Annotated in this window: 8 protein-coding genes; 6 read left to right on the top strand and 2 right to left on the bottom strand. The window is 69.6% G+C overall.

Going from position 1 to position 12,573, the window contains the following annotated elements; all coding sequences use genetic code 11:
• Positions 1–73: 73 nt before the first annotated feature.
• Positions 74–967 (top strand): 1,4-dihydroxy-2-naphthoyl-CoA synthase, encoded by an 894-nt coding sequence (locus HV826_RS18595; RefSeq protein WP_176418372.1) that lies wholly within the window; start codon positions 74–76, stop codon positions 965–967.
• Between the two features lie 516 nt (positions 968–1,483).
• Here HV826_RS18595 and HV826_RS18590 read toward each other — a convergent pair.
• Complete coding sequence (locus HV826_RS18590; protein ID WP_255207799.1) at positions 1,484–2,158, bottom strand: hemolysin III family protein; 675 nt, start codon at positions 2,156–2,158, stop codon at positions 1,484–1,486.
• A 254-nt stretch (positions 2,159–2,412) separates the two neighbouring features.
• On the opposite strand from HV826_RS18590, the gene HV826_RS18585 reads away from it, so the two are divergent.
• From HV826_RS18585 to HV826_RS18570, 4 genes are all read left to right on the top strand, one after another.
• Complete coding sequence (locus tag HV826_RS18585; RefSeq protein WP_255207800.1) at positions 2,413–3,348, top strand: hypothetical protein; 936 nt, start codon at positions 2,413–2,415, stop codon at positions 3,346–3,348.
• Between the two features lie 143 nt (positions 3,349–3,491).
• On the top strand, positions 3,492–6,803 hold the full coding sequence (locus HV826_RS18580; RefSeq protein WP_176418369.1) for a C45 family autoproteolytic acyltransferase/hydolase: 3,312 nt from the start codon (positions 3,492–3,494) through the stop codon (positions 6,801–6,803).
• Positions 6,804–6,959: 156 nt separating this feature from the next.
• Positions 6,960–9,071 carry a M13 family metallopeptidase gene (locus HV826_RS18575; RefSeq protein WP_176418368.1) on the top strand — a complete coding sequence of 704 codons (2,112 nt, stop codon included), beginning with the start codon at positions 6,960–6,962 and terminating at the stop codon, positions 9,069–9,071.
• A gap of 53 nt (positions 9,072–9,124) precedes the next feature.
• The gene (locus tag HV826_RS18570) at positions 9,125–9,346 is read left to right on the top strand and encodes a hypothetical protein (protein ID WP_176418367.1); all 222 of its coding nucleotides are present in this window, start codon (positions 9,125–9,127) and stop codon (positions 9,344–9,346) included.
• A gap of 24 nt (positions 9,347–9,370) precedes the next feature.
• Here the strand turns inward: HV826_RS18570 and HV826_RS18565 are convergent, their stop codons facing one another.
• A complete protein-coding gene (locus tag HV826_RS18565) occupies positions 9,371–11,008 on the bottom strand; it encodes a fumarate hydratase (protein WP_176418366.1) in 1,638 nt (545 codons plus the stop codon).
• 249 nt (positions 11,009–11,257) lie between these two features.
• Between HV826_RS18565 and HV826_RS18560 the strand changes: the two genes are divergently transcribed.
• Positions 11,258–12,559: an OmpA family protein gene (locus HV826_RS18560; protein ID WP_217917134.1), complete on the top strand. Its 1,302-nt coding sequence runs from the start codon at positions 11,258–11,260 to the stop codon at positions 12,557–12,559.
• The last annotated feature ends 14 nt before the right edge of the window (positions 12,560–12,573 follow it).

The raw sequence follows: 12,573 nt of genomic DNA, 5'->3' as shown, positions 1-12,573 counted from the left end.
ATCCCTGGACGGGCGCTGCCGCTGCGCCTAGGGTCCGCGCGCATCCACTTCTCTCCCCCCGAGTGAGAACACCATGGTCTCGGACATCTTCAATCCAGCGCGCTGGAAGGCCGTCGAGGGCTTCAAGTGCAAGGACATCACCTTCCACCGCGCGGTGGACCAGGGCACGGTCCGCATCGCGTTCAACCGCCCCGAGGTGCGCAACGCCTTCCGGCCTCGCACCGTGGACGAGCTGTCCCGGGCGCTGGAGGCCACGCGCTTCATGACGGACGTGGGGTGCGTGCTGATCACCGGCAACGGGCCGTCGCCCAAGGATGGCGGTTGGGCCTTCTGCTCCGGCGGTGACCAGCGCATCCGCGGCAAGGACGGCTACAAGTACGAAGGCGAGGAGGGCGAGTCCGACCCCGCGCGCCTGGGCCGGCTCCACATCCTGGAGGTCCAGCGGCAGATTCGTTTCCTGCCCAAGGCCGTCATCGCCGTGGTGCCGGGCTGGGCCGTGGGGGGTGGGCACAGCCTCCACGTCGTCTGTGACATGACCATCGCCAGCAAGGAGCACGCGGTGTTCAAGCAGACGGACGCGGACGTGGCGTCCTTCGACGCGGGCTACGGTTCGGCGCTGCTGGCGCGGCAGATTGGCCAGAAGCGGGCGCGGGAGATCTTCTTCGTGGGCGCCAACTACTCGGCGGAGGAGGCCTTCCAGATGGGCATGGTCAACGCCGTGGTGCCCCACGCGCAGCTGGAGGAGTTCGCGCTGGAGTGGGCCGCGGAGATCAACACGAAGAGCCCCACGGCGATCAAGATGCTGAAGTACGCGTTCAACCTGCCCGACGACGGACTGGTGGGCCAGCAGCTCTTCGCGGGCGAGGCCACGCGCCTGGCCTACGGCACCGACGAGGCGCAGGAAGGCCGCGACGCCTTCGTCCAGAAGCGCAAGCGCGACTTCAAGCGCTTCCCCTGGTCCTACTGAAACGGCGGACGCCGAGGCGGCGCGGACGCCCTGGCCATACCCATCCAGGGTGATGGTCGGCGGAGGGGGCCTCGTGTTCTAGGCATCTTCCATGCCGAACCTCTCCGCGTCCCTCCTCGTCGCGCTCGCGAGCCTGGCGCTGGGCTGCTCCAGCGGCGCCACGGGCCCTGTCAGCCGTCGCGCAACCTCCGCGCCCGCTCCGGCTTCCACCACGGCGTGTCTCGACACCACCTCATGTTGCCTCCAGCGTCATCCGACGCAACCTGAGCTGTGCGGCCTCTCCGCCTCGGAAGCTGTCGTCTACCTGTCGGAAATCCGGGCCGTGACGAAGGAGCGCGAGGTGAATCGGGACGACGGCGCGAATGCCGGATGGAAGCGGCGCTGCGTGGACACCCATGCCCATTGCAGGGAGGCGGGGAGGGGACGATGGGCGGGAGACTGCTACGCCTGTTTCGTCCGCTGCGAGCGCGAGCGGGAATGGCCCTACGCCAGCTGTCACCGGAGATAGCGCTGGCGTCAGGCGCCGCCCACGATGTCCAGGATGACGGCGTAGTGCACGCCCGCCGCGGCCACGACGAGCAGGTGGAAGATTTCGTGGTAGCCGAAGACGGTGGGAATCGGGTCGGGCCAGCGGCGCGCGTAGATGACCGCGCCCACGGCGTAGAGCACGCCGCCCAGCACGAGCCACGCGACGCGCCCGGAGCCAATCACCTCCGGCAGTCGCAGCATCACCGGCGCGGCCACGGCGCCCAGCGCGACGTAGAGCGCGGAGCGCAGCCCCCGCGAGGTGTGCACCCCCATGAGCGTGAGGCCCGCGCCCGTCAGCGCGGCGACCCACATCAACCAGAGCAGATACCGGCTGGTGTCACCCGTGGTGTCCAGCGTGGCCATGGGGGTGAATGAGCCCGCGATGAGGATGTAGATGGCCGCGTGGTCGAAGCGCTGGATGCGCCGGTACGCGTCCATGCCCCAGGTGAAGCGGTGGTAGGTGGCGCTCACGCCGAACATCAGCACCAGGCTGCCGCCGAACACCAGGTCGGCCACGTATTGGGGGCCGCGCGCCGGCAGCAGCGCCAACTGGATGCACCCGAGCAGCGCCGCCACGAAGGCCACGGCGTGGGACACGCCTCGCAGCCGGGGCTTGACGCTCTCGATGAGGAGCAGGGTATCGGTGCCATCTGGGGACGACATGGACTGCTCGTAATCATTGAAGGTCATCACCGCGTCAGCGCGCGGTACGTCTCGTCCACCTTCTGACGCCCGGGGCGCCCGAGCGTCCAGCGCCGCGCGATAAAATCGCTTGCTGGTATCGAGGTCCGGGAGGCGCGGATGGACGTGATCGAACAGCCGGCCCTCGTGGAACGCCCTGAGGCTCCTCCACGGTGGTATGCCGCACTGTCCCCAAGCGGTGCGTAGGGAGGCGCGGGGCTGACATGAAACCTCACATGCTGACCTTCTTTTGCGAGCTGGAGGCGGAGCCTCTGCGCGAGCTGTTCGCCACTGCTGGCGTCGTGGAGGACCTGGCGGCGCTGGAGGCCGGGGTGAGCCTGGGCCTGCTCGACCTGGGGCCGGAGCGGGCGCAGGTGGTCCAGCGGCTGAACCGGGTGGGCATCCCCGTCACGGCGTGGCTGCTGCTGCCCGACGACGAGGGCTACTGGTTCCATGCGGGCAACGTGGCGCAGGCCACGGCGCGCTACGAGGACTTCCAGGCCTGGACGGCCGAGCACGGCTTGACGTGGGAGGGCGTGGGGCTGGACATCGAGCCGGACCTCCGCGAGCTGCGGCGGTGGATGGAGGGCGGGTGGCGGCAGCTGGGCGAAATCCTGCCCAGGCTCGTGCAGGGGCGCCGCGTCCGGGACGCGCGGGCAGGGTACGCGCGGCTGATGGAGCGCATCCGCGCGGACGGCTACCGGGTGGATGCCTACCAGTTCCCCATCATCGTGGACGAGCGGGAGTCGCGCTCCACGCTGGTGCAGCGGCTGGCGGGCGTGCTCGACCTGCCGGCGGACCGGGAGGTCCTCATGCTCTACACCAGCTTCCTGCGGCCCTACGGCCCCTCCGTGCTCTGGAGCTACGGGCCCGGAAGTCAGTCCCTGGCGGTGGGCGTCACGGGCGGCGGCGTGGAGCTGCCCGGCGCCTTCGCCGCGAAGCCCCTGGATTGGACGGAGTTCTCGCGCGACCTGCGTCTGGCGGTGCGCTGGACGCATGACCTCCACGTCTTCAGCCTGGAGGGCTGCGTCCAGCAGGGCTTCTTGAACCGGCTCCGCACCTTTGACTGGGATGCGCCCGTCACCCCGCCAGCGACCGCGGCGCGCCGCGTGGATGCCGTCCGGCGCGCGGCCCGGCTGCTCCTCCGCACGAGCGCCTGGGTCCTTCGTTGAAGGACGGACGGACAGCCCGGTAGCCGCCGTGCGTCATCACCGTGTCGTGGCACATCGCGATTGACGCTCGGGGAGGGCGGGGGTGTCATGCGCCCCGGCCACCTCCACCCGATGCCCGGCGTCCCTTCCGGGCTGGGAGCCTCATGTCCGCTTTTCGCATGACGTCCAAGCTGCTCGGCGCGCTGCTGCTGTCCGCGAGCACGCTCCACGCGGCACCCTCATGGGCCGCCGCGCCCGCCTCCTCGCCTGTCGCCGTGCCCAACGGGAACTTCGAGATTGCGGGGGGCTCCGGCTCGCTCCCCGCCTTCTGGAAGGCCCGAGGCCAGGGGAAGGCGTCCGGAAGCGCCGCGGCGAAGGTGGAGGGCGCTCGCGGGCTGGCCATCGAGAACCCGGTGGGCGGCGCCGAGACGACGGTGGAGTCCGAGGCGATGAAGCTCCAGGTGGGCCAGCTCTACCGGCTCAGCGCCTGGGTCCGCACCCGAGGCGTCCAGGCGGACCCGCAGGCGCGCTACCCCACGGCGCACGGCGCCTGCCTGTCGATGAAGAGCTTCCCCTTCACCAACTGCTCGCCCGCGCCCGCGACGGAGGCGGGAGGCCGCGCGTCGGTGCTCTTCTTCGCCACCCAGTCCTCGGACCGGGTGCAGCTCCACCTGGGCCGCAACGGCAAGGCCACGGGCACCGCCTGGTTCGACGACGTCCGCATGGAGAAGGTGGACGACATCACCGCCTACATCCCCCTGGAGTCGGTGCGCTGGGCCGGCAAGGGCTTCCGCTATGACGAGGGCGGGTGGATCTATGTCCACATCGAGGGCGAGCCCTACGAGCGGGGTCACCAGTTCGGCCGGCTGGTGCCACAAGAAATCGTCCGCTACATGGAGAAGCTCGGCATCGAGAAGGACAAGACGGACGCCTCCAAGGGGTGGAACCACCGGCGGCTGCTCGCGGACGCGCTCTTCCTGCGCAAGTACGACACGGAGTTCCTGGAGGAGATGAAGGGCATCGCGGACGGCGCCAACAAGGCGGGCGCGAAGTTCAAGGACCGCGAGCTGGACCTGCTGGACATCGTCACGCTCAACTCCGCCGTGGACGCGGGGCAGCTCGCCGAGGCGAACCGCGCCACGGGCACGCCGCTCACCGGCCGCACCTTCCTCAAGGCGGAGGAGGACGCGGAGCGGGCGGGGAAGGGGGACCACTGCTCCTCCTTCGTGGCCACCAAGTCCGCCACCCCGGATGGCCGCGCCATCATGGGGCAGATCTTCATGTGGGGCGGCTACACGGGCGTCCACTGGGACGTGGTGCTGGACGTGAAGCCCACCAGGGGCCACCGCTTCGTGATGCAGACCTTCCCCGGGGGCATCCACAGCGGCGCGGACTGGTACGTCAACGCCGCCGGCATCGTCATTGGCGAGACGACGGTGGGGCAGTCGCCGTTCGACATGAATGGCACGCCCCAGAGCAACCGCATCCGCAAGGCGGCGCAGTACGCGTCGTCCATCGACGACGTCGCCCGCATCATGAAGGACGGCAACAACGGCCTCTACACCAACGACTGGACGCTGGCGGACACGAAGACGGACGAGGGCGCGTGTCTGTTGCTGGGCACGAAGAAGACGCGCCTGTGGCGCACCGGCGGCAAGGGGCAGGCCGGGGACACGCCGGGCAACCTCAAGGACTTCATCTGGGCCAACAACAACAACCGGGACCTGGAGGTGCGCAAGGAGTACGTGCCCAACCCGGACAACGCCCCGGTGGACCTGGCCTTCAACACCTGGAACCGCGACATCGCCTTCCAGGAGTACTACGCGAAGCACGGCAAGAAGGGCTTCGACCTGGACACCGCCATCCGGATGCTGGCCTCCAGCCCCATCAACCGGCCGCACGCGTGTGATGGCAAGGTCACCACGTCGGAGATGGCCCAGAAGCTGATGTTCCTGGCCCACTACGGCAAGACGACGCTGCGCGAGAAGATGGTGGGGGGCCGGTGGATTCCCGACCTGCCCGGCGCCACGCCGCACCTGTCGCTGGGCTACACGGCGTTCAGCCCCGTCGTCGTCGCGGAGAAGCTGGAGGCCGCTCGCAAGGGCTGGACGCCTCCCGCCGCGCCGGCCGCGCTCAAGCGTGACGTGTCGAAGGTGAAGGACGCGTTCGTCTTCGGCCGGCCCCTGCTGTGGGCCAACACCGTGTTCCCCGCGACGGATGGGGAGAACTGGCTGGTCAGCGGCACCGCCGCGTACTGGAAGCTGCTCAAGGGCTTGCCGGCAGGTGGAGACACGTCCGACAAGGCCTTCGAGTACCAGCGCGACGCGCTGGCCGACCTCAACGCGCGCTACCTCTTCACCACCTCGCGCGAGGCGGACGTGGTGCCGGCTTCCGCGAAGACGGACTACGGCCGCTACGGCGCCTACATGCTGCCGCGCATCAAGGGCACCTTCCTGCTGCACCAGCTCCGGCTGCTGCTGGGCAACGCCCCCTTCTCCAAGGCGATGAACGCCCTGCATGGCCGCTACGCCAACAAGAACGTCACCACCGCGGACTTCAAGCGCGCGGTGCTGGAGGCCACCGGCCGGGACGTGGGCCTCCTCGTGTCGCAGTGGGTGGAGCAGACGGGGCTGCCGCAGCCGCGCCTCCGCGCCAGCGCCGCGCAGGTGAAGGACGGCTACGAGGTGACGCTGAAGGTGGAGCAACCCGGCTCGCGCCCCTGGCACTTCGTCACGCTGGTGGAGGTGCGCACCGCGAAGGGCGCCACGCTGGAGCGCGTGGAGGTGAAGGGCCTCAACGAGACGTTCACCTTCCGCACGGCGGAGCCGCCCGTCCGCGTGGTGTTCAACGCCGGCAATGACATCCCGGTGCCGCGCGAGCACCACCAGACGCTGTCGAACCAGCTCGACGCCTGGGAGAAGCTCCTATTGGTGCACGGCACAGCGCGCCAGACGGAGTCCATGCGCACGCTGGCGCTGGGCTACCGCGAGGTGCTGGCGGACGCGTTCGTGGAGTACCTGATGCCCATCAAACCGGACGCAGAGGTGACGGACGCGGAGCTGGCGGACCGGGACCTGGTCCTCTTCGGCGGCGCGGAGGACAACGCGCTGCTGGCGCGGCTGGCGACCGAGAAGCAGCTCCCCGTGGAGCTGGGGCGGCGCTACTTCCGCTGGCAGGGCAAGACGTACGGCCGCCCGGATGATGGCCTGGCCGTGGCGCTGCCGAACCCCTGGAACCCGAAGCGGTCGCTGTACCTGTTCGTGTCCAACAGTGGACTTCAGCTCTGGCACATGACGCGCGCCTACCAGCGCGGCCTGCCGGGCTGGGCCCTGTTTCGCGGCGCCGAGGTGAGCGCCAAGGGCTTCCACGACGTGGACGCCCTGGCCCAGGACGTCGCGGTGACGGTGACGCCCGCTGTACCAGCGCCCACGCCCGCGCCTGTACCGGCGCCCGTGCTGGGCCCGCCGCGGCGGTAGCGCGCGCAGTGAGGGGTCCCACCGCGCGGAAGGTGCGGGTGGGGCCCGCTCCATGGAATAGGGTCCGCGCCCGGATGTTCTTCCTGCCTGCCCGGAGGGACGACGACCCTCCGCGTCTGGCAGCATCCGCCGCCCCTCATTTCTCTCGGAGCCGCATTGAGCCCCCTGAAGACCGTCTCCCGCCGTGCCTGGGCCCGCAGCGCCCTGGGCACCCTGCTCCTCACCGGCTGTGCCACCACGCAGCAGCCGCCCCCTGCAGATGATGCGCCGCCTCCGGCCGTGCCCGCCGCCCAGGCCGCCTCCACGGAGGCCGTGCGTTCGCTGGGCGTGGAGCTGAAGCACCTGGACCGCGGCGTCCGGCCGCAGGACGACTTCTACACCTTCGTCAACGGCAACTGGCTGAAGACGACGTCCATCCCCGCGGACCGCGCCCGGTACGGCACCTTCATCGAGCTGGCGGACAAGGCCGAGCTGGCCATGCGCGCCATCATCGAGGAGTCCGCCGCCGCGAAGGAGCGCCACCCCGGCTCCACCGCGCAGAAGGTGGGGGACCTGTACAACAGCTTCATGGACACCCAGCACATCGAGTCGCTGGGCCTGAAGCCGGTGAGCGACGAGCTGGAGCGCGTGAAGGCCGTGAAGCGCGCGGACGCGCTGCCGGAGCTGTTCGCGACGCTGCTGCGCGAAGGCGTGCCGGCGCCGTTCGGCATCTTCGTGGGCCAGGACCAGAAGCAGGCCACGCGCTACACCGTCTACGCCACGCAGCTGGGCCTGGGCCTGCCGGACCGGGACTACTACACCAAGCAGGAGCCGCGCTTCGTCGAGGTCCGCGCCGCGTACGTGGCCTACCTCGAGAAGCTGCTCACGCTGGCCGGTGAGAAGAACGCGAAGAAGGCCGCCCAGGATGTCATGGCGTTCGAGACGGCGCTGGCCGCGAAGCAGTGGGACCGGGCGCGCAACCGCGACCGCGAGAAGACGTACAACCCCAAGACGGTCGCGGAGCTGGACGCGCTGACGCCGGGCTTCTCCTGGGGCCGCTTCCTCAAGGCGTCCGGCGCGGAGGCCACGCCCTCCGTCATCGTCCGTCAGCCGGACTACATGGAGGCCCTGGGCGGGCTGCTGAAGTCCACGCCGCTGCCGGTCATCAAGCAGTACCTGACGCTGAAGGTGCTGGACACCCGCGCGCCGCTGCTCAGCAGCGCCTTTGAACAGGCGCACTTCGAGTTCCGCGGCAAGACGCTCCAGGGCCTGGAGGAGAACCGCCCGCGTTGGAAGCGCGGCGTGGCCCAGGTGAACGAAGTCGTGGGCGAGGCCGTGGGCCAGCTCTACGTGGAGCGCCACTTCAGCCCCGACTCCAAGAAGCGCATGCAGGAGCTGGTGGCCAACCTGCGCGAGGCCTTCCGCAAGGGCATTGACGGGCTGGACTGGATGAGCCCCGCCACCAAGGCGCAGGCCCGGGCCAAGCTGGAGAAGTTCGGCGTGAAGATCGGCTACCCGGACAAGTGGCGGGACTACTCTTCGTTGGACATCGTCGCCGGGGACTTGGTGGGCAACGTGCGCCGGGGCGAGCTGTTCGACCACCAGCGCGCGGTGGGCAAGCTGGGCAAGCCCATTGACCGCGAGGAGTGGGGCATGACGCCGCAGACGGTGAATGCCTACTACAGCTCCACGATGAACGAGATTGTCTTCCCGGCCGCCATCCTCCAGCCGCCGTTCTTCAACCCGGAGGCGGACGACGCGACGAACTACGGCGCCATTGGCGGTGTCATCGGCCACGAGTTCAGCCACGGCTTCGACGACCAGGGCAGCCGCTCCGACGGCGACGGCAACCTGCGCGACTGGTGGACGCCCGAGGACAAGACGGGCTTCGAGCAGCGCACCAACATGCTGGTGGAGCAGTACAGCGGCTTCAGCCCGCTGGAGGCCATGAGCGTCAACGGCAAGCTCACGCTGGGGGAGAACATCGGGGACCTGAGCGGCCTCACCGTGGCGTACCAGGCCTACAAGCTGTCCACCCAGGGCCAGACGCCGCCCGTCATCGACGGCTTCACGGGCGACCAGCGCTTCTTCCTGGGCTGGGGGCAGATCTGGCGCGGCCTGTACCGGGATGATGCCATGCGGCAGATGCTGCTGACGGACCCCCACTCGCCGCCGCAGTACCGCGTCAACGGCGTGGTGCGGAACATGCCGGAGTTCTACGAGGCCTTCGGCGTGAAGCAGGGCGACGGCAACTGGCTGCCGTCCGAGCAGCGCGTCAAGATCTGGTAGCCCCGCCGGACGGGGCTGGTGGACAGCGGCCACGGACTGTCTAGGCTGGAGGGGTGAACGCCTTCATCCTTCGGCTCGTCTGTGGCTTGCTGTTCGCCATCCTGGCGGCAGGGGCCATCGTGAGGCCCCCTGACAACCTCACGCAGGGGCTGGGAATGCTGCTCCCCGCCACCATGCTGCTGGGCGTGGCCCTCAAGGGGCCGCGCCGCTCCATCATCCCCAAGCGGCGCGCCCCGCCCGCGGCTCCCACGGCAGGGGAGCCGCCTCGGCCCTGAGCGTCAGGGGCGGGTGGCTCCCGCTCAGGCCTTCTTCGCCGCCGACGGCTTGTTGATGTTGGCGAAGAAGTCGTTGCCCTTGTCGTCCACGACGATGAAGGCCGGGAAGTCCACCACCTCAATCTTCCAGACGGCCTCCATGCCCAGCTCGGCGTACTCGAGCACCTCTACTTTGGTGATGCAGTCCTTGGCCAGCCGCGCCGCCGGGCCGCCGATGGAGCCCAGGTAGAAGCCACCGTGCTTCTTGCAGGCCTCGGTGACGGCGGGGGAGCGGTTGCCCTTGGCCAGCATCACGAAGCTGCCGCCCGCGGCCTGGAACTGGTCCACGTACGCGTCCATGCGACCGGCCGTCGTCGGGCCGAAGGAGCCCGAGGCATAGCCCTCCGGCGTCTTCGCCGGGCCCGCGTAGTAGACCATGTAGTCCTTGAGGTACTGGGGCATGCCGTTGCCGGCGTCCAGGCGCTCCTTGATTTTCGCGTGGGCGATGTCGCGCGCCACCACCAGCGGGCCGCTGAGCATCAGGCGCGTCTTGATGGGGTAGCGCGACAGCTCGGCGCGAATCTCGCTCATGGGGCGGTTGAGGTCGACCTTCACCACCTCGCCGCCGAGCTGGCTGTCCGTCGTCTCGGGCAGGTACTTCGCCGGGTCGGCCTCCAGCTGCTCCAGGAAGACGCCGTCCTTCGTGATCTTCCCCAGAATCTGCCGGTCCGCCGAGCACGACACCGCGATGGCCACCGGGCAGGACGCGCCGTGGCGGGGCAGGCGGATGACGCGCACGTCGTGGCAGAAGTACTTGCCGCCGAACTGCGCGCCAATGCCGGTGCGCTGCGTGAGCTTGAGGATCTCCTGCTCCAGCGCCACGTCGCGGAAGCCGCGGCCCAGGTGGTTGCCCTCGGTGGGGAGCGAATCCAGGTAGCGCGCGGAGGCGTACTTGGCCGTCTTCAGCGCGTACTCGGCGGAGGTGCCGCCCACGACGATGGCCAGGTGGTACGGCGGACAGGCCGCGGTGCCCAGCGCGCGAACCTTCGCGTCCACGAAGCTCAGCAGGCTCTGCGGGTTGAGCAGCGCCTTCGTCTCCTGGAACAGGTAGCTCTTGTTGGCGGAGCCACCGCCCTTCGCCATGAAGAGGAACTTGTAGGCGTCACCGTCCGTCGCATAGAGCTCGATCTGCGCGGGCAGGTTGTTGCCGGTGTTGACCTCCTTGTACATGTCCAGCGGCGCCATCTGGGAGTAGCGCAGGTTCGACGTCTGGTACGTGTCGAACACGCCTCGGGAGATGGCCTCCTCGTCATTGCCACCGGTGATGACGTACTGGCCCTTCTTGCCCATGACGATGGCGGTGCCCGTGTCCTGGCAGGAGGGCAGCACGCCGCCGGCGGCGATGTTGGCGTTCTTCAGCAGCTCCAGCGCCACGAAGCGGTCGTTGGACGACGCCTCGGGGTCCTCGAGGATGTGGGAGAGCTGCTTCAGGTGTCCGGGGCGCAGCAGGTGCGCGATGTCGCGCATGGCCTCGCGGGTGAGCAGGGTGAGCGCCTCGGGCGCGACCTGGAGGAAGGTGCGGCCGCCAGCTTCGAAGGTGGAGACGTGGTCCTTGGAGAGCAGCCGGTATGGCGTCTCGTCCTTGCCCAGCGGCAGCATGTCCTGGAACTGGAAGTCGGTCATACCCGTAGGCGTAGCGCTGATGTGGCCCTCGTGGGTAGCTGGAACTCGTGGCGCGAGAAACCTCGCCGCATGGGAGCTACAAGTCCCTTCACTCCTGAAACAGCCTGATACCTGGACAGGGGAGGGAAGGCGGCCGAGGGTTGGCTGGCCGTCAGCCGGGGTGGCGGACAACTCGCGGAGCCGCCAGGTTGTGCGATGCTGTGAGCCCCCGTGGCCGCCATCTCCGCTCAAGTCCCCCTTCTGGTTTTCATGGCCCTGCTCGCCACCTCCGCGCGCGCGGCGGAGCCTTCCGCCGTGGAGCAGCGGGCGCGCGAGGACCTGGACCGGCAGCTCCAGGCGCTGGTGAAGACGCCGCCGCCGGAGATCGTCATCTCCTTCGAGGGCCTCCCCGGCGCGGGCACGTCGCGGGGCTACAAGCTGGTGGAGGCGGACTTCCTCGTCAACGGCCAGCCTCTGGCCATCCCCGGCCTGGACAAGCTCAACGGCCCCGGGGTGCATCGGCTCGCGGTGCTCACCGTGGAGGAGGGCTCCTACACGCTCGTCTCGCACGTCACCTACGCCAACGAGTCCTGGAACCTCTTCAGCGAGGAGAGCGGCTTCCTCTGGAAGCTGACGGCGTCGGTGACGGTGCAGGTGCAGCGCGGCCTTCGGGCGCGGGTGCGGGTGCTTCCCGCCATCAACCCCACCGCGCCGGATCCCCGGCTGAAGCTGAAGCTGTCCCATGACGTGAAGGCGGAGATGACGGCCGCCCTGGCGGACGTGGCCATTCCGGATGTTCCGGACGCGGGTGTACCGGTGGCGCGGGCGCCCGCGAAGCCACCCCCGCCGCCCGTGACGAGCCCCATCTCACCGACGCCGCCCGTGGCCGCGCCGGTGAAGACGGTGGAGGCGCCGGAGCAGGGGCCGGTGGCGCCCGCGAAGCTGCTGCTGAAGGTGCTGGCGGGGAAGCGGCCCGTCGCGGCCACGGTGTACGTGAAGTCCACCTCGGGGGCGCCGCGGCGGGTGATGGTGGACCGCAAGGCGCGCAAGCCGGTGGAGGTCATGTTGCCGCCTGGGGAGTACTGGCTGGACGTCCTGTCCCAGGGCTACCTGGCGCAGACGCGAAAGGTGACGCTCTCCCGGGAGGCGGTGCCCACGGTGTCCTTCACCCTGGCGAAGGCGCCGGTGAAGAAGTCCCAGAAGGTGCGCCTGAAGAAGGACGTGGTGGAGCTGCCGCGCGCGCCGCGCTTCGCGGAGAAGCAGGCCGCGCCGCGCAAGGGAACGACCGCGGGGCTGGCCCTGTTGATGGACATGTTCGTGCGGGACGAGAAGCTCCGGCTCCGCATCGAAGGGCACACCGACAACCGCGAACGCCCCGCCGCCGCCGCCCGCAAGACGCTGTCCGAGGCGCGCGCCGACGCCGTGGCCAAGGCCCTGGTCGCCGCGGGACTGGAGGCGTCGCGCATCGAAACCGTGGGCCTGGGCGACACCCGGCCCAAGGCGCCGAACCTGCTGCCCCGCGGGCGCGAGCTGAACCGCCGCGTGGAGTTCGTGCTGCTGCGCAAGGAGTAGACGGAGGGCAACGT

It is taken from the genome of Myxococcus sp. AM010, from assembly GCF_013372585.1.
GTDB classification, from domain to species: domain Bacteria; phylum Myxococcota; class Myxococcia; order Myxococcales; family Myxococcaceae; genus Myxococcus; species Myxococcus vastator.
This window is presented reverse-complemented; position numbering and strand designations above follow the sequence as displayed.